We start from the raw sequence: 19,783 nt of genomic DNA on the forward strand, positions 1-19,783 counted from the left end.
CCGAAAGAGGGATTGACGACAAGTGCTCGACGTCAACTTCTTCGACGAGCTGCGGATCGGCCTTGCCACCGCTGACGACATCCGTCAGTGGTCCCACGGTGAGGTCAAGAAGCCGGAGACCATCAACTACCGCACCCTCAAGCCCGAAAAGGACGGACTCTTCTGCGAGAAGATCTTCGGTCCGACCCGGGACTGGGAGTGCTACTGCGGTAAGTACAAGCGCGTCCGCTTCAAGGGCATCATCTGCGAGCGCTGCGGCGTCGAGGTCACTCGCGCCAAGGTGCGTCGTGAGCGGATGGGCCACATCGAGCTGGCCGCTCCCGTCACCCACATCTGGTACTTCAAGGGCGTTCCGTCGCGGCTGGGCTACCTGCTCGACCTCGCCCCGAAGGACCTCGAAAAGGTCATCTACTTCGCCGCGTACATGATCACGTACGTCGACGACGAGCGTCGTACGCGTGACCTGCCCTCGCTGGAGGCGCACGTCTCCGTCGAGCGTCAGCAGGTCGAGAACCGTCGCGACTCCGACCTCGAAGCCCGCGCCAAGAAGCTTGAGACCGACCTGGCCGAGCTTGAGGCCGAGGGTGCCAAGGCCGATGTGCGCCGCAAGGTGCGCGAAGGCGCCGAGCGCGAGATGAAGCAGCTGCGCGACCGTGCGCAGCGCGAGATCGACCGTCTCGACGAGGTGTGGACCCGCTTCAAGAACCTCAAGGTCCAGGACCTCGAAGGTGACGAGCTGCTCTACCGCGAACTGCGCGACCGCTTCGGCACGTACTTCGACGGATCGATGGGTGCCGCGGCGCTGCAGAAGCGCCTGGAGTCCTTCGACCTCGACGAAGAGGCCGAGCGCCTGCGCGAGATCATCCGTACCGGCAAGGGCCAGAAGAAGACCCGTGCGCTCAAGCGCCTCAAGGTCGTCTCCGCGTTCCTGCAGACCAGCAACAGCCCCAAGGGCATGGTGCTCGACTGCGTGCCGGTCATCCCGCCGGACCTCCGCCCGATGGTGCAGCTGGACGGTGGCCGCTTCGCGACCTCCGACCTGAACGACCTGTACCGCCGTGTGATCAACCGCAACAACCGTCTGAAGCGGCTTCTCGACCTCGGCGCGCCCGAGATCATCGTGAACAACGAGAAGCGCATGCTCCAGGAGGCCGTGGACGCCCTCTTCGACAACGGTCGTCGTGGTCGCCCGGTCACCGGTCCCGGCAACCGCCCGCTGAAGTCCCTGAGCGACATGCTCAAGGGCAAGCAGGGTCGTTTCCGTCAGAACCTCCTCGGCAAGCGCGTGGACTACTCCGCGCGTTCCGTGATCGTCGTCGGTCCGCAGCTCAAGCTGCACCAGTGCGGTCTGCCGAAGGCGATGGCGCTGGAGCTCTTCAAGCCGTTCGTGATGAAGCGCCTGGTGGACCTCAACCACGCGCAGAACATCAAGTCGGCGAAGCGCATGGTGGAGCGCGGCCGCACGGTCGTGTACGACGTCCTCGAAGAGGTCATCGCCGAGCACCCGGTTCTGCTGAACCGTGCGCCCACCCTGCACCGCCTCGGCATCCAGGCCTTCGAGCCGCAGCTGGTCGAGGGCAAGGCCATCCAGATCCACCCGCTCGTCTGCACCGCGTTCAACGCGGACTTCGACGGTGACCAGATGGCCGTGCACCTGCCGCTCTCCGCGGAGGCGCAGGCCGAGGCCCGCATCCTGATGCTGTCCTCGAACAACATCCTCAAGCCCGCCGACGGCCGTCCGGTGACGATGCCGACCCAGGACATGGTCCTCGGTCTGTTCTTCCTCACCACCGACGGCGAGCTGCGCAACGTCAAGGGCGAGGGCCGGTCCTTCGGCTCCTCGGCCGAGGCGACCATGGCGTTCGACGCCGGCGAGCTCTCGCTGCAGTCGCGCGTGGACATCCGCTTCCCGGTGGGCACCATCCCGCCGCGCGGCTGGACCCCGCCGGCGCGCGAGGAGGGCGAGCCGGAGTGGCAGCAGGGTGACACCTTCCGCCTGAACACCACCCTGGGCCGCGCGCTCTTCAACGAGCTGCTGCCCGAGGACTACCCGTTCGTCGACTACGAGGTCGGCAAGAAGCAGCTCTCCGAGATCGTCAACGACCTCGCCGAGCGCTACCCCAAGGTCATCGTGGCGGCGACGCTCGACAACCTGAAGGCGGCCGGCTTCTTCTGGGCGACCCGTTCCGGCGTCACCGTGGCCATTTCCGACATCGTCGTTCCCGACGCGAAGCGCGCGATCGTCAAGGGCTACGAGGACCAGGACGAGAAGGTCCAGAAGCAGTACGAGCGCGGTCTGATCACCAAGGACGAGCGCACGCAGGAGCTCATCGCGATCTGGACCAAGGCGACCAACGAGGTCGCCGAGGCGATGAACGCGAACTTCCCGAAGACCAACCCGGTCTCGATGATGGTGAACTCCGGTGCTCGCGGAAACATGATGCAGATGCGTCAGATCGCGGGTATGCGTGGTCTGGTGTCGAACGCCAAGAACGAGACGATCCCCCGTCCCATCAAGGCGTCCTTCCGTGAGGGCCTGTCCGTGCTGGAGTACTTCATCTCCACGCACGGTGCCCGTAAGGGTCTGGCGGACACCGCCCTGCGTACCGCCGACTCGGGTTACCTCACCCGTCGTCTGGTGGACGTCTCGCAGGACGTCATCATCCGCGAGGAGGACTGCGGCACCGACCGCGGTCTGCGCCTGGAGATCGCCGAGGTGGGCGCCGACGGCGTGCTGCGCAAGGCGGAGAACGTCGAGACCAGCGTGTACGCACGTGCGCTGGCCGAGGACATCACCGTCGACGGGCGGGTGCTGGCCCCGGCCAACACCGACCTCGGCGACGTCCTCATCGACGAACTCGTCAAGCACGGCATCAAGGAGGTCAAGACCCGCTCGGTCCTGACCTGCGAGTCCGCCGTGGGTACCTGCGCCATGTGCTACGGCCGTTCGCTGGCCACCGGCAAGCTGGTCGACATCGGTGAGGCGGTCGGCATCATCGCCGCCCAGTCCATCGGTGAGCCCGGCACGCAGCTGACGATGCGTACCTTCCACACCGGTGGTGTGGCCGGTGACGACATCACCCAGGGTCTGCCCCGTGTCGTCGAGCTCTTCGAGGCTCGTACGCCGAAGGGTGTCGCCCCGATCTCCGAGGCCTCCGGCCGCGTGCGGATCGAGGAGACCGAGAAGACCAAGAAGCTCGTCGTCACCCCGGACGACGGCAGCGACGAGACGGCGTTCCCGATCTCGAAGCGTGCCCGACTCCTGGTCAGCGAGGGCGAGCACGTCGAGGTGGGCCAGAAGCTCACCGTGGGTGCCACCAACCCGCACGACGTGCTGCGCATCCTGGGTCAGCGTGCCGTCCAGGTCCACCTGGTCGGAGAGGTCCAGCGGGTCTACAACTCGCAGGGCGTGTCGATCCACGACAAGCACATCGAGATCATCATCCGGCAGATGCTGCGCCGTGTGACGATCATCGAGTCGGGCGACGCGGAGCTGCTGCCCGGCGAGCTCGTCGAGCGGTCGAAGTTCGAGACCGAGAACCGTCGTGTGGTGCAGGAAGGCGGCCACCCGGCCTCCGGCCGTCCGCAGCTGATGGGTATCACCAAGGCCTCGCTCGCCACCGAGTCGTGGCTGTCGGCGGCGTCCTTCCAGGAGACGACCAGGGTTCTGACGGACGCGGCGATCAACGCCAAGTCCGACTCCCTGATCGGCCTCAAGGAGAACGTCATCATCGGTAAGCTCATCCCGGCCGGTACGGGCCTGTCCCGCTACCGCAACATCCGGGTCGAGCCGACCGAGGAGGCCAAGGCCGCGATGTACTCGGCCGTCGGCTACGACGACATCGACTACTCGCCGTTCGGCACGGGCTCCGGCCAGGCCGTTCCGCTGGAGGACTACGACTACGGTCCGTACAACCAGTAGGCGGGTCGCCTGAACAGGGCGCCTGATCGAGTCAGAGGGCGGTCACCTTCCGGGGTGGCCGCCCTTCGGCGTTCCCGGGCCGGCCGCCCCCTCTTCGCGCCGTCGGGAATTCCTGACATGAGTGGTGCGGGAACCTGTGCCCGTATTGCCGCGTTGGAGCATGATGGAGATCCGTGGAGACCCAGTCGTCGGGGGAGGTGCTCCCGTGTCGTATCCGTCGCCGTGGCAGCCGGGGCAGGGGCAGGGGTGGAATCAGCCGCGTCCCTGGCATGAGCAGCAGGCCGCCGGCCACTCGATGCTCGCGTCCACCGCCGACCGGGAGCGGGCCGTGGACGTCCTCAGAGCGGGGTTCGGCGAGGGGCGGATGCAGCAGCCCGAGTTCGAGAAGCGGGTGGCGCGGGCCTACGCGGCCCGTACGGTGGGTGAGCTGGCCCTGCTGGTGTCCGACCTTCCGCAGGGGCCCGTACCGCTTCCGGCGGTCTCTGGGCCCGTGCCACGGACGTTCCTGCCCGTCTCCGTGCCGCCGAAGACGAACGAGAAGGCCGTCGGGTCGGCGATCTGCGGGGTGCTCTGTCTGGTGACCGTCGGGCTCACCGGGATTCCGGCGGTGATCCTGGGCCACAGCGCCCGCTCCGAGATGCGGCACACGGGCGAGGGTGGTGAAGGTCTCGCGCTCACGGGACTGGTCTTCGGGTGGCTGTCCACCGTGGGCTGGGCGCTGCTGGTGACCTTGCTGTTCGTCGCCGTGGTGACGTCCTGACCAAGATCGTGAAGAGGGCCGGGTCTTGGCATGGTCCGCTCAGGGATGCTAGTGCGGTCCATTTGTTTTGACCGCAGCCTATGAGGTAGGTACGCTCAGACCTTGTGCCTGGGGTGTGCCCTGGCTTCCGTGCGTGCCTTCAACCGCACTAGGGGAGCCATCACCGGCCACCGCAATCTGCGCCCCTCCCGCTTCGCGGCGGGAATCTGCAGTGTTCGACACACCCGACCGCGTGGGTCGGCGGTGTTCCAGGTTAGCTTCACCATTCGGCACACAGAAACCGGAGAAGTAGTGCCTACGATCCAGCAGCTGGTCCGGAAGGGCCGGCAGGACAAGGTCGAGAAGAACAAGACGCCCGCACTTGAGGGTTCGCCCCAGCGTCGCGGCGTCTGCACGCGTGTGTTCACGACCACCCCGAAGAAGCCGAACTCGGCCCTGCGTAAGGTCGCGCGTGTGCGTCTGACCAGCGGGATCGAGGTCACTGCTTACATTCCGGGTGAGGGACACAACCTGCAGGAGCACTCGATCGTGCTCGTGCGCGGCGGCCGTGTGAAGGACCTGCCCGGTGTTCGTTACAAGATCATCCGTGGTTCTCTCGACACCCAGGGTGTCAAGAACCGCAAGCAGGCCCGCAGCCGCTACGGCGCCAAGAAGGAGAAGTAGAAATGCCTCGTAAGGGCCCCGCCCCGAAGCGCCCGGTCATCATCGACCCGGTCTACGGTTCCCCTCTGGTGACCTCCCTGATCAACAAGGTGCTGCTGAACGGCAAGCGCTCCACCGCCGAGCGCATCGTCTACGGCGCCATGGAGGGCCTGCGCGAGAAGACCGGCAACGACCCGGTCATCACGCTCAAGCGCGCTCTGGAGAACATCAAGCCGACCCTTGAGGTCAAGTCCCGCCGAGTCGGCGGTGCGACGTACCAGGTCCCGATCGAGGTCAAGCCCGGTCGCGCCAGCACGCTCGCGCTGCGCTGGCTCGTCGGTTACTCCCGCGCCCGTCGCGAGAAGACCATGACCGAGCGGCTGCTCAACGAGCTTCTCGACGCCTCCAACGGCCTTGGTGCCGCTGTGAAGAAGCGCGAGGACACCCACAAGATGGCCGAGTCCAACAAGGCCTTCGCGCACTACCGCTGGTAGTCGCTACCCCCATCGAGACCGAGAGAAGACCGAAGCCTTATGGCTACCACTTCACTTGACCTGGCCAGGGTCCGCAACATCGGGATCATGGCCCACATCGACGCGGGCAAGACGACCACCACCGAGCGGATCCTCTTCTACACCGGCGTCAGCTACAAGATCGGTGAGGTCCACGACGGCGCCGCGACCATGGACTGGATGGAGCAGGAGCAGGAGCGTGGCATCACGATCACCTCTGCTGCGACCACCTGTCACTGGCCGCTCGACGACAACGACTACACCATCAACATCATCGACACCCCGGGTCACGTGGACTTCACGGTCGAGGTGGAGCGTTCGCTCCGCGTCCTCGACGGTGCCGTCACCGTGTTCGACGGTGTCGCGGGCGTTGAGCCGCAGTCCGAGACGGTGTGGCGTCAGGCCGACCGCTACGGCGTGCCGCGCATCTGCTTCGTCAACAAGCTCGACCGGACCGGCGCGGAGTTCCACCGCTGCGTCGACATGATCTCGGACCGCCTCGGGGCGCAGCCGCTGGTCATGCAGCTTCCGATCGGCGCCGAGGCCGACTTCAAGGGTGTCGTCGACCTCGTCACCATGAAGGCGTTCGTCTGGTCCGCCGAGGCCGCCAAGGGCGAGATGTACGACGTCGTCGACATCCCGGCCACGCACGCCGAGGCTGCCGAGGAGTACCGCGGCAAGCTGATCGAGGCCGTCGCGGAGAACGACGAAGAGATCATGGAGCTGTACCTGGAGGGCGAAGAGCCCACCGAGGAGCAGCTGTACGCCGCGATCCGTCGCATCACCATCGCGTCCGGCAAGTCCAGCGACACCACGGTCACCCCGGTGTTCTGTGGCACCGCGTTCAAGAACAAGGGCGTCCAGCCCCTGCTCGACGCGGTCGTGCGCTACCTCCCGACCCCGCTTGACGTCGAGGCCATCGAGGGCCACGACGTGAAGGACCCCGAGGTCGTCGTGAAGCGCAAGCCGTCCGTGGACGAGCCGCTGTCGGCCCTCGCGTTCAAGATCATGAGCGACCCGCACCTGGGCAAGCTCACCTTCGTCCGGGTCTACTCGGGCCGCCTGGAGTCCGGCACCGCCGTGCTGAACTCCGTCAAGGGCAAGAAGGAGCGCATCGGCAAGATCTACCGCATGCACGCGAACAAGCGTGAGGAGATCGAGGCGGTGGGCGCCGGCGACATCGTCGCCGTGATGGGCCTGAAGCAGACCACCACCGGTGAGACGCTCTCCGACGACAAGCAGCCGGTCATCCTGGAGTCCATGGACTTCCCGGCGCCGGTCATCCAGGTCGCCATCGAGCCCAAGTCCAAGGGTGACCAGGAGAAGCTGGGTGTAGCCATCCAGCGTCTCGCGGAGGAGGACCCCTCCTTCCAGGTTCACTCGGACGAGGAGACCGGCCAGACCATCATCGGTGGTATGGGCGAGCTGCACCTTGAGGTGCTGGTCGACCGTATGCGCCGTGAGTTCAAGGTCGAGGCCAACGTCGGTAAGCCGCAGGTCGCCTACCGTGAGACGATCCGCAAGGCCGTCGAGCGCGTGGACTACACCCACAAGAAGCAGACCGGTGGTACCGGTCAGTTCGCCAAGGTGCAGATCGCGATCGAGCCCATCACCGAGGCCGACGGCCCGGCGTACGAGTTCGTGAACAAGGTGACCGGTGGCCGTATCCCGCGGGAGTACATCCCGTCGGTGGACGCCGGTGCGCAGGAGGCCATGCAGTTCGGCATCCTCGCCGGGTACGAGATGACGGGTGTCCGCATCACGCTTCTCGACGGTGCCTACCACGAGGTCGACTCCTCCGAGCTGGCGTTCAAGATCGCCGGTTCGCAGGCCTTCAAGGAGGCTGCCCGCAAGGCCAGCCCCGTGCTCCTTGAGCCGATGATGGCCGTCGAGGTCACCACGCCCGAGGACTACATGGGCGAGGTCATCGGCGACATCAACTCCCGCCGTGGCCAGATCCAGGCCATGGAGGAGCGTGCCGGTGCCCGTGTCGTGAAGGGCCTCGTGCCCCTCTCGGAGATGTTCGGCTACGTCGGCGACCTCCGCAGCAAGACCTCGGGTCGCGCAAGCTACTCGATGCAGTTCGACTCCTACGCCGAGGTTCCCCGGAACGTCGCCGAGGAGATCATCGCGAAGGCCAAGGGCGAGTAACACACACCGTTTACACGCTTTAGGCTTGACACCGACCGCCCGGGTCGCGAACCGGCAAGGGACGAGAAATCGCCCTGTACCGGCGAGGACCTCGGCGGGCGGCATCCCAGCAAAGATCACCCTGGCGCCGATGAGTAAGGCGTACCAGAACCACTCCGCAGGAGGATTCAGTGGCGAAGGCAAAGTTCGAGCGGACTAAGCCGCACGTCAACATCGGCACCATCGGTCACATCGACCACGGTAAGACGACCCTCACGGCCGCCATTACCAAGGTGCTGCACGACGCGTACCCGGACCTGAACGAGGCCTCGGCCTTCGACCAGATCGACAAGGCTCCCGAAGAGCGCCAGCGCGGTATCACGATCTCGATCGCGCACGTCGAGTACCAGACCGAGACGCGTCACTACGCCCACGTCGACTGCCCCGGTCACGCGGACTACATCAAGAACATGATCACGGGTGCGGCGCAGATGGACGGCGCCATCCTCGTCGTCGCCGCCACGGACGGCCCGATGCCGCAGACCAAGGAGCACGTGCTCCTGGCCCGCCAGGTCGGCGTTCCGTACATCGTCGTCGCCCTGAACAAGGCCGACATGGTGGACGACGAGGAGATCCTGGAGCTCGTCGAGCTTGAGGTCCGTGAGCTCCTCTCCGAGTACGAGTTCCCGGGCGACGACCTGCCGGTCGTCAAGGTCTCGGCGCTCAAGGCTCTTGAGGGCGACGCCGAGTGGGGCAAGTCCGTCCTCGACCTGATGAAGGCCGTCGACGAGTCGATCCCGCAGCCCGAGCGTGACGTCGACAAGCCGTTCCTGATGCCGATCGAGGACGTCTTCACGATCACCGGTCGTGGCACCGTCGTCACCGGTCGTATCGAGCGTGGTGTCCTCAAGGTCAACGAGACCGTCGACATCGTCGGTATCAAGACCGAGAAGACCACCACCACGGTCACCGGCATCGAGATGTTCCGCAAGCTGCTCGACGAGGGCCAGGCCGGTGAGAACGTCGGTCTGCTCCTCCGTGGCATCAAGCGCGAGGACGTCGAGCGCGGCCAGGTCATCATCAAGCCGGGCTCGGTCACGCCCCACACCTCGTTCGAGGCGCAGGCGTACATCCTGTCCAAGGACGAGGGCGGCCGTCACACGCCGTTCTTCAACAACTACCGTCCCCAGTTCTACTTCCGCACGACGGACGTGACTGGCGTGGTGACCCTCCCCGAGGGCACCGAGATGGTCATGCCGGGCGACAACACTGAGATGACCGTTGAGCTCATCCAGCCCGTCGCCATGGAGGAGGGCCTCAAGTTCGCCATCCGTGAGGGTGGCCGGACCGTCGGCGCCGGCCAGGTCACCAAGATCAACAAGTAGTCTCGGCTGCTGGTTGGGCTTGAACGCCTGGTAGCTCCGCACTGAACGCAGAGCTCCTGAAGGGGCCCGTACGACTTCGGTCGTGCGGGCCCCTTTGCTGTGTCCGGGAGTCCGGGCGGGGTTTGGGGCGGGCGTCGAAATGATTCGTCACGAAAGTGTTCGGCGGTGACGACCCGTTCCCCTCAGGTGTCACTCCCGTCACCGTTTGTCATGCCGACATTCGATACGGGGACGGTCGAGGGGTGACGCATGTCCGGAGGGGTCAGTCGTAGAGCCGTGCTCGGGGCCGGGGCGGGGGCCGGGTTGCTGGGGTTGTCGGGGGCCGGGACCGCGTGGGCGGAGGGTGTGCCGCAGGCCGCTGCCGATACCGCTTCGGACCCGGGCGCGTACATCTCCTTCTCCCCGGAGCCCGGAGCCTTCCGGCTCGTCGGCGCCCCGGTCGTCGTCAGCGCGGACGATCACCCCGGAGTCGTACGGGTGGCCGGTGACCTGCGGGACGACATCGAGCGGGTCACGGGGGTGCGGCCGGGGGACTCGGTCGCGCGCGAGGTGGTCCTGGTGGGGACGGTCGGGCGCAGTGCGCTGATCGACGGGCTGGTCGCGGCCGGGAAGCTCGACGTCGACGGGATCCGCGGCCGGTGGGAGACCTCGTTGCAGACCGTGGTCGAACGCCCGATGCCCGGGGTGGAGCGGGCGTTCGTGATCGCCGGCAGCGACCAGCGCGGCACGATCTTCGGGGCGTACGACGTCTCGTACGGGATCGGGGTCTCGCCCTGGTACTGGTGGGACGACGTGCGGCCGGTGCGGCGGAGCGAGGTGTACGTGCGGCGGGGGCGCTTCAGCCAGGGCACGCCGGCCGTGAAGTACCGGGGTGTCTTCATCAACGACGAGAATCCGGCGCTGGGGACCTGGGCGCCCGGGTACTTCGGGCCGGGGAAGGCTCCCGGTCACCCCGGCGGCTTCACCGCGGACTTCTACGCGAAGGTCTTCGAGGTCCTGCTGCGGCTGAAGGCGAACTATCTGTGGCCGGCGGTGTGGGGGCGGGCGTTCGCGGAGGACGACCCGGAGAACCACGCGCGGGCGACGGCGTACGGGATTGTCATGGGCACGTCTCATGAGGCGCCGATGATGCGGGGTATCGAGGAGTGGAACCGGCATGCCGTGCCGGCCGTGCGCGACAGCGCGGGGAACATCGTGACGCCGGGGCGGGACCCGTACGGCGGCACCGGCGAGTGGTCGTTCCGGCGGAACGCGGAGGCCGTCAAGGCGTACTGGCGTGACGGCATCCGGCGGATGGCCGACCAGGGCTTCGAGGGGGTCGTCACCCTCGGTATGCGGGGCAACGGCGACACCAGCCTGCCGGACGGCGACGGCATCGAGCTGATGCGGGAGATCATCGCGACGCAGCGGTCGATCATCGAGGACGTCACCGGCCGGGCCGCCGCCGAGACCCCGCAGGTCTGGACGCTCTACAAGGAGGTCCAGCGGTACTGGGACCGCGGGCTGCGGGCGCCGGACGACGTGACCGTCGTGCTGACGGACGACAACTGGGGCAACATCCGCAAGCATCCCGATCAGGGGGAGGGGGAGGGGGAGGGGGAGGAGGGCACAGGGAAGGGGGTGCGGGGTGGGGGTTACGGCCTGTATTACCACTTCGACTACGTGGGCGTTGGCCGCAACTACAAGTGGGTGGACACCGCCTCGCTGCCGAACCTGTGGGATCAGCTCCACCAGGCCGCCGCGTACGGGAACCGGGAGCTGTGGGTCACGAACGTCGGCGATCTGAAGGGCAACGAGCTGCCGACGGAGTTCTTCCTCGACTACGCGTGGGACCCGGGGCGATGGCCGCTGGAGCGGCTGGGGGAGTGGGAGCGGCGGTACGCGCGGCAGAACTTCGGTGACGCGCACGGGCAGGCGGCGGCGATCGCGTCCGTGCTCGCGGCGTACGGGCGGCTCCAGTCGCGGCGCAAGCCCGAGCTGCTGAACCGCCGGATCACGCTGGTGGACGGGCGGGTCGTGTACGACGACCAGGAGACGCCGTTCCACTTCGGCCACCGTGAACTGGAGCGGGTCACCGAGGAGTGGCAACGGCTCGGCGAGGAGGCGGCGCGGATCGGCCGACGGCTGCCGGCCGCGGACCAGGACGCGTGGTTCGAGCTGGTCGGGTACGAGGTGGCGGCGACGGCCAACCTGTACGGGCTGCGGGCGGCCGAGTTCACGAACCTGTTGTACGCCGGGCAGGGGCGGGCCGCGACGAACGGCCTCGCGGCCGAGGCGGAGGCGGGGCTCGCCCGGGATCTCGCGCTCGCCGAACGCTTCAACGCGCGGGTGGCGGGCGGCAAATGGCGGGGCTTCCAGACCCAGCCGCACATCGGGTACGGGGATGTGGAGCGCTACGGCCCGAACGCGCCCTGGCAGCAGCCCGAGCGGGACAACGTGGCACTGCCGGACGAGATCTTCCCGGCGGTGCGGCGGATCGAGGTGCCGGCGGGGGCGGAGCTGGGGGTGGCGGTGGACGGGGTGGAGGGGTGGTGGCCGGGGGGAGGAGGCCCGGGCGCGGCTTCGGATTCGGGTTCGGGTGCGTGTTCGGGTGCGGGTTCGGGTGCGGGTTCGGCTGTGTTGCCGGTGTTCAGTCCGTATCAGACGCGGCCCGATCAGTACATCGAGGTGTTCAACCGGGGGCGTACGGCCTTCGACTACCGGATCACGTCGTCCGTGCCGTGGCTCGTGGTCGACCGGCCGCGCGGGCGGGTCCAGGAGCAGGTACGGGCGGTGCTGACGGTGGACTGGGCGAAGGCTCCGCGGGGGCGGACGGAGGCGTCGGTGACCGTGGCGGGGGCGGGGGAGTCGGTGCAGGTCGGGGTGATCGCGGAGCAGCCGTCGGTACGGGTGGCGCGCGGGCTGCGGGGGTTCGTGGAGGCGGGCGGTTACGTCGCCGTCGACGCCGAGCACTTCACGCGCTCGGTGGGGGCGTGGCGGCGTATCGACGGGATCGGGCGTACGGGGGCGGGCGTGACGCCGTGGCCGGTGACGGCTCCCGGATGGACACCGGTTCTGGGAGGTTCGTCACCGCGGCTTGAGTACGAGGTGAGTCTGCTGTCGGAAGGGGCGGTCACCGTGTGGGTGTACTTGTCGCCGCGGAATCCGGCGTTGGCCACGGGTGCCGGGCTGCGGTACGGGGTCTCGTTCGACGGGGACGCGCCGCAGATCGTCGACATCCACGCGGCGACCGGGGCCGACGACGGGCTGATGAATATGGAGTGGGCCCGCAACACATCGGACAACGTCAATCGCACGTCTACGCGCCACACGATCGGGGCCGGGGCCGAGGTCGGGGCTGCGGGGGTGCACCGGCTCGTGTTCTGGGCGGTCGATCCGACGGTGGTGGTGCAGCGGCTGGTGATCGACACGGGTGGGTTGACGGCGACGTATCTGGGGCCGCGGGAGAGTTGGCGCGTGCGCTGAGCCCGGACTCGTCGATCAGTCCTGGCCGCCGTGGTCCTTGATCGACTGTTCGATGGTGTACGCGGTCGTGGTGAATGCCTCGATCTGCTCCGCTGTCAGTTCTCGGACGGAGATCTCCTCCAGGGTTCGCCACATCTCGGTGATGGGGGCGCGCAGGGCGCGGCCGGCGTCGGTCAGGCGGACGACCAGGACGCGTCGGTCGTGGGCGGACGGTTCCCGGGTGAGGAGCCCGGCCTCCTGCATGCGGCGCAGCGACTTGGAGACGGTGGAGTGGTCGAGGCCGACGCCCTCCAGGAGTTCGGACTGGGTCTGCTCGTCGCGGTCGAAGAGCTGCATCAGGAGCAGTTCCTGACCGGGATGCAGGTTCATGGCGCGGAGCATGGCTGCGGCGTGGCCGCGGTGGGTGCGGGCGAGTACGAAGATCGCGTAGCTGAGGTGGCCGTCGCGGGCCGTGGTCGGGGGGGTGGGGTTGATCATTGTTGTTCCTTGGGTGCGGGTTCAGTGGGGGGTGGCCTACAGGATTGCGCAGTTCCCCGCGCCCCTAGGGGGTGGGGCTGGCCCCGATGTTCTGCTGCGGGTCCGGTGGGGGTGGGCCGCGCAGTTCCCCGCGCCCCTTACGGGGCCTGGGGCGAGGCTTCACCGACCTGCAGCCAAACTTCGTACCCCCGCCCCCTACCCCCTAGGGGCGCGGGGAACTGCGCGACCAGCCCCCACCGGACCCGCACCCGAAACCCAAGGGCGCAAGGAACGGCGCAATCTCTTAGGGGTGCGGGCGCGGGGCACAACCCGTGTGCGTCGCCCTCATGGGGGTCGCTGTACGGGCGGGTCAGGCGACTGTGAGGACGAGCTTTCCGCGGCCGTGGCCCGCGTCGCTCGTCTGCTGGGCCTTGGCCGCGTCGGCGAGCGGGTAGGTCGTGCCGACCGTGACGGTCAGGTCGCCGTCGGCGGCCATGCGGGCGAGTTCGGCGAGGCGGGTGGCCGAGCGGCGCTGCGGGCCCTCGGCGAAGACGATGCCCAGTTCGCGGGCCCGGAAGTCGGCCGTGGTGACGATGCGGTCGGTGCCGCCGCGCAGGGTGATGGAGTCCTCCAGCGCGCCCTTGCCCGCGGCGTCGAAGACGGCGTCCACGCTGTTGGGAGCGACTGCGCGGACTCTTTCGACCAGGTTGTCTCCGTAGGTGAGGGCCGTGGCGCCGAGTGAGCGCACGTAGTCCTGGTTGGTGGGGCCGGCGGTGCCGATGACGTGGGCGCCGCGGGCGACAGCGAGCTGCACGGCGATGGTGCCGAGCGCGCCGGACGCGCCGTGGATCAGCAGCGTCTCGCCGGCCTTGATGTCGAGGAGGTCCAGGACCCGCTCGGCGCCGTCGCTCGCCACGGGCAGTGCGGCTGCCTGCGTCCAGTCCAGGGCAGCCGGCTTGGGGGCGAGGACGGTCGCGTCGGCCAGTGCGTACTGGGCGTAGGAGCCGGTGTCGGACCAGCCGAGCACCTCGTCGCCGACCTTGAACTGGTCGACAGCCTCACCCACGGCGTCGACGACTCCGGCGATCTCGCCGCCGGGGATGGCGGGCAGCGTGGTGGGGAAGATGGCTTCCATGATCCCGGAGCGGATCTTTCCGTCCACCGGGTTGACGCCCACGGCCTTGACCTGGACGCGGACCTGGCCGGGCCCCGGCTGGGGCACCTCGACCTCGGTCTCGTGCAGGACCTCGGTGCCGCCGAACGCGTCGAAAACGATGGCCTTCATGACTGCTGTCTCCTTCGGTGAGCTGGTCCTGCGACCACCGACCACATTTGTGTGGCCAGCCACATAAAAAGTAGCACCGATTGTGTGGCTAGCCAAGTAGTTGGCGGAGGGGCGCTCTGGAGTCGGGGATGTTCCGGTGCTGCTGTCAGTCCGTGGCGGGGTATCGCGGCAGGTCGGCCGTCGAGATGGTCCACTCGGCGATCGTGACGTCCTCGCCGTAGAGGAAGTCCTTGCGGGTCGCGTAGCGGGGGCCGTCGGGGGTGGGGTGGATGTCGGAGAGGACGGCGCCCGTGCCGCTACGGGGGTCGAAGATCGCGTAGATGGGGATTCCGACCAGCGGGTAATCGCGTCCGTCAGTGTCCTGATGTCGACGCGGGCACCGGTGGGCAGCGACTGGATGTGGACGCCGAGCCCGATCGCGAGCCCTGACAGCTGCGGGTGCTGGGCGAGGTGGTTGCCGATCACCGTGAAGCGGGCGGTGTGGCGGACTTTGACGTGTGTGACGCCTCGCGGATGCTGCTGCGCAAACTGCTGCGGAATCCGGGGCCGGGCGCACGGGGGCGCGCTAGGGTGCTGAGTATCCATGGGGAAGCGTCTTCTTCCTCGGTGGTCAGGCCCTCGATCGGGAGTCCAGTCCCGGCCGGGGGCCGTCGCATGTTCTGGGGTCTGTTCGGGCGAGCATATGACCGACAACCAGTCAGAAATCCAGCTGAGTTGGGGATTGTCACCCTTGTGGGCGAGGCGGGTTCGCGGTGCTGACGAGAGGCCGACCTGGGTCAGGTGAGAGCCGGGTGGGGCTGGGTTTGGTGGGTTCTCTCCCTGAGTTCTTGAAAAGCATTTGATGCCGGGCGGTACCGGTCGGTCGTTTACCGGGACGGTGGAATCCGGGGACCGGTGGGGGCTGGTGCCGAGCCGGCGGGCTTCAGCGCCGGCGTCAGTGCTGATGACGGTGCCGGATGCGGTACGAAGTTGAGCTCGGCCCAGACCGTCTTGCGCGGGGGTCTGCCGGGCGTGACGCCCCAACGGTCGGAAAGCGCCTCCACGATGACGAGTCCGCGCCCCGACTCGTCGGCGGGGCCCGGGTGTTGCGGGCCGAGGGTCCGCCGGTCGCCGCGGGTGTCGGTCACCTCGATGCGGAGGGTGCCGCCGATCACGTACAGCGTGAGGCGGAAGTCGCGGCCGGGGACGCGGCCGTGCGTGACGGCGTTGGCGGCCAGCTCGGCCACGATGTGCTCCGCGCGGTCGGGGTCCAACGGCAGCTCCCAGGCGCGGACTTGCTCGGTCGTGAACCGCCGGGCGAGACGGGCGCCGCGGGGTGTCGCTGACAGGAGCAGGCTGAAGCTGCGGACGGTTTCTTGATTCACGTCACACAGCGTGGCCAATCGTGTCTACTTTGAACTGGGGTTACGACTGTGCGTATCGGAACTGTCGCGCTGTGGTCCCGGTCTGTCTTGGCTGTCTCGGGTGTCGTACGGGTGCGGGCGGGAGTTGGAGGTGGGTGGCGATGAGCAGCGGTGAGGGTGTGGATGAGGCGGGCTGGGACCTCGAACCGGGGGACGAGAGCGCGCCGCTGGTGGAGGCCGTCGGGCGGCTGCTCAGGCTCTGCCGCGAGGCGGCCGGGCTGCGGGTCGCCGACGTCGGTGAAGCCCTCGGATACGGCGAGGACATGATCCGCAAGATCGAGCGTGGGGCGCGGATTCCCCGGCCGGAGTTCCTGGACCGGGCGGACGAGGTGCTGAACGCGAGCGGGCACCTCAAGGCGTTCAAGGGGGATGTGGAGAGGGCCCGGTATCCGAAGAAGGTGCGGGAGCTGAAGGAGTTGGAGGACCGGGCTGTCGAGTTGCTGCAGTACAGCAACCACAACATCCAGGGGTTGTTGCAGACGCCGGAGTATGCGCGGGCGTTGTTCGAGATGGTGCTGCCTGCGTACTCGCCGGATGAGGTGGAGCGAGGCATTGCCGCTCGTATGGCGCGGAAGGCAATTTTCGAGAGCGATTCCCCTCCGACGGTCAGTTTTGTCCAGGAGCAGGTGACGCTGGAGCGCCCGCTAGGTGGGAAAATGGTGCTGCGGCGGCAGCTTGAGTACCTGCTGGAGGTTGCGCAGATGCGACACGTCACGCTTCAGGTCATGCCGACTCAGTGTGAGGAGCACGGTGGAGTACACGGCTTGATCCAGGTGCTGAAGTTCGCCGATGGCACGGCCGTGGGTCGCTGCCCAGGCGCGTTCAACGGCCGCCCGGTCTCCGACCCCCGGGCCCTTCGTATCCTGGAACTCCGCTACGGCATGATCCGGGCGCAGGCTCTCACCCCGAGGGAGTCGCTGGCCTTTATCGAACGAACGCGAGGAGAGCTATGAGCACCACGGAACTCCGCTGGTTCAAGAGCAGTTACAGCAGCGGTCCTGAGGTTGATGACTGCGTCGAGGCTGCCCTGGAGTGGTTCAAGAGCAGCTATAGCGACAGCGGCGATATCAATGACTGCGTCGAAATAGCGAAGGCGCCTGCCGCCGTCCACGTTCGCGACTCCAAGAACCCCGCCGGGGCGCGGCTCACCCTCAGCCCCGCCGCCTGGGCGTCGTTCGTGGCACCCATGGCGCCAGGCCACTAGCTGGGATTGGGGGCCGGGTCACTGCATGTTCTGCACATGCGGATGGCCGGGCGCGACCGTACACACGTACAGCTGCAAGTTGTAGCTGCGGCCGATGTTCAGCTGGGTCGCGCAGGACGGGCCGCGGTAGTGCAGGCCCGTATAGCCGGCGTCCTCCACAGGACGCCAACTCCCGTTGCCGCCGTCCCATTCGCTGCCGTCGATGGTGAGCAGGGGCCGCACGGCCGAGCCGCATTCGGGGCATGCCATGGGGAACGGATCGCTGAAGCTCCAGGGGGCGTGGCCGCCGAGCTTGCAGCCCGGGGCGACGCTGAGGTCGTACTGATAGCCGATGACGGCGGCGTCATCCAGCTCATCCCCGTCCTCAGGCTCTTCCGGGGTCTGCTCCTCCTCCCAGGCCTCGATGCGGTCCGCCAGGTCCTCGGGCAGTTCGTGCGGGGCAGGGTACTCGGTGACCGTCTCCGGGTGGAGTACGCAGGGCTCGGGGAGGTAGTCGTCGTTGCCGATCACCGAGGGCTGCGGGGCGGCGGTGAGGGGGTCGGTCACGTCGGTGGAGGCGCGCCAGCGGAGCGTGACCGCGGGGAGGTAGTCGGCGGCGTGGTCGAAGGGGCACCACAGGACCTGGAGCAGATCGGTACCGGCCGGGCAGGGCAGCGCGGGGACGTCGGCGGCGTACAGCTGGACCACGGGGATCATGGGGGCCGGGCCGTCCTGGGGTATCCGGGTGCGGCCGGAGATCGAGGCGCGGTCGACGATGACGCGCTCCTCGGGGGTGAGGAGGTCGGCGCCCTCGGCGCGTGGCCGGTCCCAGGCCTCGTCGAGGATGCGTCGCCCCAGCCGTACGTCGTCGAGGGCGACACCGCGGTGCGAGGGGCCGGCGTGATCCGGGCAGGTGGGCCACGGTTCGTGGGCAGGCCAGAGGAGCGGCCCGCCGATCGAACTGTCGGCGGCGGTCGGCGCACCGGCACGCGGGTGCAGTCGTACGGCGGTACGGGCCATCGGCGCCAACTCGGGGAAGAGGGCGGCGATGTCGAGGGGGCGGGGTGGAGTGGTGCGGGGCATGGGGAGAGGCTATGGGTGCACGCAGGCGCTAGGTGAAGGTGGGGCACGCACGATGGCCGATGGCCGATGGGGCGCGGGCGGTGGCGTACACCTGGTCCACCGAGGGGGATAGGGGGATGCAAACGCCGTGACCGCGGAATTCCATATGAAGCTGGACGAGGGAATGCTCGGCTATTTCCGCGAGATAGCGGACGAAATGGTGGGGCGGTTCGGTATCTCCCGTGCGGAGGCGGTGGCGAGGATCAATGAGAGGTACGGCGGAACGGAGATGTCTCCGTACCCCGATCTCATGTGTCATGAGCTTCCGGAGTTCTGGGCCTACGGCCCGTACTACTACCCCGACGACGCCGGACGTCTTCCGACGGGGGACGCGAGCGCGGACGTGGGCATCGACGTGACGCGACTGCGGATCCGCCCCCGGCCGCCCGAGGATTCGCCCGCGTGGACTCTCCGCGGGGACGTTCAGGGCGGGGGAGAGGGATGAGCAGCACTGTCGAGTACCGGCTCCGGGGCACCCGCTCGCAGGGCGGCCTGGCCGCGGACTTGACGGCGGAGTATCGCCTCCCAGGCACTGGTGCGGTGGGCTGCCTGCAGATCTACCGCAACGTATCGCTGGCGCTTCCGAAGGGCACCCATTGGCGCGACGCCGCATGGCTCGCCTTCGGGCTCTCGGTGCACTCCGCCGACCTGTCCTCCGCGCGTCCCGACGGCCTCCTCGTCGAGGTCGCCGCGCTCACCTTCCCCCTCGCCCATTACCGGTCCGAGGTGGCGGCGCTGGCGATGGACGCCTGGCTGCGCAACGAATTCGCCCTCCCCGATCAAGGACTGCGCGCTGCTCCCGACGAGGAGAACGGGGCATGGCGATTCCAGTGGGGAGGGCACTCTGATCCCTTTTCGGACGGACGCTGACCGGTCGGTGGTGGAGGGGAGGCGGGCTGACGTGGCCGCGGAGGACGCCCTGATGCGGCGAGTGGATTCGCTCATCGGCTCGGGATATGTGGGGCGAGAGAAAGCCGTAGAAGTCGAGGACGCGTTTCCGGAGGCGCGCGCCCGTGTTCTGGGCTGGCTGCGGCTCTCGTCCGAAGCGGGGGACTGGCGCAGGTTCGAACGGCAGGCGGGTGTCGCGGTTCACCTCCACCCCGAGGGGCTCGCCGCGATCCTGGCGCCCGTACTCGCGTCGCGCGCGCCAGGCGTGAACTCGGAGGATCTGGTCGACATGCTCGGCGAGCTGCGGGCTCCCGAGGGCGTGGAGCCGATCAGCGCTCTCGTGCGGGAGCGCAAGGACACGGACGGGCCCTTCTACGCTCTGTGCATCAAGGGCGTGCAGGCGCTGGCCGGGATCGGTACTCCGGAAGCGCTGCGTTTTCTGGAAGGCATCGCCAGAAGCGCCGCGGGGGAGTGGCCGGACCCGCTGAGATGGCATGCGGCGGAGGAACTGGGCATCGAGGACGAGCTCGGCTTCGACGAGGACGCGATGGTGGGCGGGGCATAGCCCGGAGGCCGGGGATGGACGGCGGGTCTTGTGTCGGCACGGTCGGCACGGCGGGTTCTGTGCCG

General features: G+C 68.1%; 16 protein-coding genes and 1 pseudogene. 12 read left to right on the top strand and 5 right to left on the bottom strand.

Annotated features, from left to right (window positions below; all coding sequences use genetic code 11):
• The first annotated feature begins 22 nt into the window (after positions 1 to 22).
• From J8N05_RS09740 to J8N05_RS09770, 7 genes are all read left to right on the top strand, one after another.
• Positions 23 to 3,922, top strand: coding sequence for a DNA-directed RNA polymerase subunit beta' (locus J8N05_RS09740; protein ID WP_210882027.1), 3,900 nt, complete (start codon positions 23 to 25; stop codon positions 3,920 to 3,922).
• Between the two features lie 205 nt (positions 3,923 to 4,127).
• Positions 4,128 to 4,682 carry a DUF1707 and DUF4190 domain-containing protein gene (locus J8N05_RS09745; RefSeq protein ID WP_247706217.1) on the top strand — a complete coding sequence of 185 codons (555 nt, stop codon included), beginning with the start codon at positions 4,128 to 4,130 and terminating at the stop codon, positions 4,680 to 4,682.
• Positions 4,683 to 4,973: 291 nt separating this feature from the next.
• Positions 4,974 to 5,345 carry a 30S ribosomal protein S12 gene (gene rpsL / locus J8N05_RS09750; protein WP_003948652.1) on the top strand — a complete coding sequence of 124 codons (372 nt, stop codon included), beginning with the start codon at positions 4,974 to 4,976 and terminating at the stop codon, positions 5,343 to 5,345.
• Between the two features lie 2 nt (positions 5,346 to 5,347).
• Positions 5,348 to 5,818, top strand: coding sequence for a 30S ribosomal protein S7 (gene rpsG, locus J8N05_RS09755; RefSeq protein ID WP_081218873.1), 471 nt, complete (start codon positions 5,348 to 5,350; stop codon positions 5,816 to 5,818).
• A gap of 39 nt (positions 5,819 to 5,857) precedes the next feature.
• Complete coding sequence (gene fusA, locus J8N05_RS09760) at positions 5,858 to 7,987, top strand: elongation factor G (protein ID WP_210882028.1); 2,130 nt, start codon at positions 5,858 to 5,860, stop codon at positions 7,985 to 7,987.
• Positions 7,988 to 8,157: 170 nt separating this feature from the next.
• The gene (tuf, locus tag J8N05_RS09765) at positions 8,158 to 9,351 is read left to right on the top strand and encodes an elongation factor Tu (RefSeq protein WP_107020991.1); all 1,194 of its coding nucleotides are present in this window, start codon (positions 8,158 to 8,160) and stop codon (positions 9,349 to 9,351) included.
• A 249-nt stretch (positions 9,352 to 9,600) separates the two neighbouring features.
• Entirely contained in the window at positions 9,601 to 12,816 is a 3,216-nt protein-coding gene (locus J8N05_RS09770; RefSeq protein ID WP_210882029.1) for a glycosyl hydrolase 115 family protein, read from the top strand.
• Between the two features lie 15 nt (positions 12,817 to 12,831).
• Here the strand turns inward: J8N05_RS09770 and J8N05_RS09775 are convergent, their stop codons facing one another.
• From J8N05_RS09775 to J8N05_RS09785, 4 genes and pseudogenes are all read right to left on the bottom strand, one after another.
• The gene (locus J8N05_RS09775; protein WP_210882030.1) at positions 12,832 to 13,293 is read right to left on the bottom strand and encodes a MarR family winged helix-turn-helix transcriptional regulator; all 462 of its coding nucleotides are present in this window, start codon (positions 13,291 to 13,293) and stop codon (positions 12,832 to 12,834) included.
• 349 nt (positions 13,294 to 13,642) lie between these two features.
• Complete coding sequence (locus J8N05_RS09780) at positions 13,643 to 14,557, bottom strand: NADP-dependent oxidoreductase (protein ID WP_210882031.1); 915 nt, start codon at positions 14,555 to 14,557, stop codon at positions 13,643 to 13,645.
• A 145-nt stretch (positions 14,558 to 14,702) separates the two neighbouring features.
• Positions 14,703 to 14,906 (bottom strand): annotated as a pseudogene (locus J8N05_RS47280) (Uma2 family endonuclease); the annotation flags it as partial.
• A gap of 517 nt (positions 14,907 to 15,423) precedes the next feature.
• On the bottom strand, positions 15,424 to 15,921 hold the full coding sequence (locus tag J8N05_RS09785; protein WP_210882032.1) for an ATP-binding protein: 498 nt from the start codon (positions 15,919 to 15,921) through the stop codon (positions 15,424 to 15,426).
• A gap of 140 nt (positions 15,922 to 16,061) precedes the next feature.
• Here J8N05_RS09785 and J8N05_RS09790 point away from each other — a divergent pair, with 140 nt between their 5' ends.
• Positions 16,062 to 16,913 (top strand): helix-turn-helix domain-containing protein, encoded by an 852-nt coding sequence (locus J8N05_RS09790; protein WP_210882033.1) that lies wholly within the window; start codon positions 16,062 to 16,064, stop codon positions 16,911 to 16,913.
• Positions 16,910 to 17,164 carry a DUF397 domain-containing protein gene (locus tag J8N05_RS09795; protein ID WP_210882034.1) on the top strand — a complete coding sequence of 85 codons (255 nt, stop codon included), beginning with the start codon at positions 16,910 to 16,912 and terminating at the stop codon, positions 17,162 to 17,164. Before J8N05_RS09790 ends, J8N05_RS09795 begins: the two co-directional genes overlap by 4 nt.
• A gap of 18 nt (positions 17,165 to 17,182) precedes the next feature.
• Here the strand turns inward: J8N05_RS09795 and J8N05_RS09800 are convergent, their stop codons facing one another.
• Positions 17,183 to 18,226 (bottom strand): hypothetical protein, encoded by a 1,044-nt coding sequence (locus J8N05_RS09800; RefSeq protein ID WP_210882035.1) that lies wholly within the window; start codon positions 18,224 to 18,226, stop codon positions 17,183 to 17,185.
• A gap of 145 nt (positions 18,227 to 18,371) precedes the next feature.
• Here J8N05_RS09800 and J8N05_RS09805 point away from each other — a divergent pair, with 145 nt between their 5' ends.
• From J8N05_RS09805 to J8N05_RS09815, 3 genes are read left to right on the top strand one after another with little or no spacing between them, the layout of a single operon-like run.
• On the top strand, positions 18,372 to 18,710 hold the full coding sequence (locus tag J8N05_RS09805) for a hypothetical protein (RefSeq protein WP_247706218.1): 339 nt from the start codon (positions 18,372 to 18,374) through the stop codon (positions 18,708 to 18,710).
• The gene (locus J8N05_RS09810) at positions 18,707 to 19,135 is read left to right on the top strand and encodes a hypothetical protein (protein WP_210882037.1); all 429 of its coding nucleotides are present in this window, start codon (positions 18,707 to 18,709) and stop codon (positions 19,133 to 19,135) included. The genes J8N05_RS09805 and J8N05_RS09810 overlap by 4 nt, the downstream gene beginning before the upstream one ends.
• Positions 19,136 to 19,187: 52 nt before the next feature.
• Positions 19,188 to 19,718 (top strand): hypothetical protein, encoded by a 531-nt coding sequence (locus tag J8N05_RS09815; RefSeq protein ID WP_210882038.1) that lies wholly within the window; start codon positions 19,188 to 19,190, stop codon positions 19,716 to 19,718.
• The last annotated feature ends 65 nt before the right edge of the window (positions 19,719 to 19,783 follow it).

Origin of the sequence: Streptomyces liliiviolaceus, assembly GCF_018070025.1 — a bacterium.
Taxonomy (GTDB): Bacteria; Actinomycetota; Actinomycetes; order Streptomycetales; family Streptomycetaceae; genus Streptomyces; species Streptomyces liliiviolaceus.

Coding starts and splice junctions, on each gene's coding strand:
- rpsG (WP_081218873.1), top strand. CDS start 5,348: ATGCCTCGTAAGGGCCCCGCCCCGAAGCGCCCGGTCATCATCGACCCG.
- fusA (WP_210882028.1), top strand. CDS start 5,858: ATGGCTACCACTTCACTTGACCTGGCCAGGGTCCGCAACATCGGGATC.
- J8N05_RS09770 (WP_210882029.1), top strand. CDS start 9,601: ATGTCCGGAGGGGTCAGTCGTAGAGCCGTGCTCGGGGCCGGGGCGGGG.
- J8N05_RS09775 (WP_210882030.1), bottom strand. CDS start 13,293: ATGATCAACCCCACCCCCCCGACCACGGCCCGCGACGGCCACCTCAGC.
- J8N05_RS09780 (WP_210882031.1), bottom strand. CDS start 14,557: ATGAAGGCCATCGTTTTCGACGCGTTCGGCGGCACCGAGGTCCTGCAC.
- J8N05_RS09790 (WP_210882033.1), top strand. CDS start 16,062: ATGAGCAGCGGTGAGGGTGTGGATGAGGCGGGCTGGGACCTCGAACCG.
- J8N05_RS09795 (WP_210882034.1), top strand. CDS start 16,910: ATGAGCACCACGGAACTCCGCTGGTTCAAGAGCAGTTACAGCAGCGGT.
- J8N05_RS09800 (WP_210882035.1), bottom strand. CDS start 18,226: ATGCCCCGCACCACTCCACCCCGCCCCCTCGACATCGCCGCCCTCTTC.
- J8N05_RS09805 (WP_247706218.1), top strand. CDS start 18,372: ATGAAGCTGGACGAGGGAATGCTCGGCTATTTCCGCGAGATAGCGGAC.
- J8N05_RS09810 (WP_210882037.1), top strand. CDS start 18,707: ATGAGCAGCACTGTCGAGTACCGGCTCCGGGGCACCCGCTCGCAGGGC.
- J8N05_RS09815 (WP_210882038.1), top strand. CDS start 19,188: ATGCGGCGAGTGGATTCGCTCATCGGCTCGGGATATGTGGGGCGAGAG.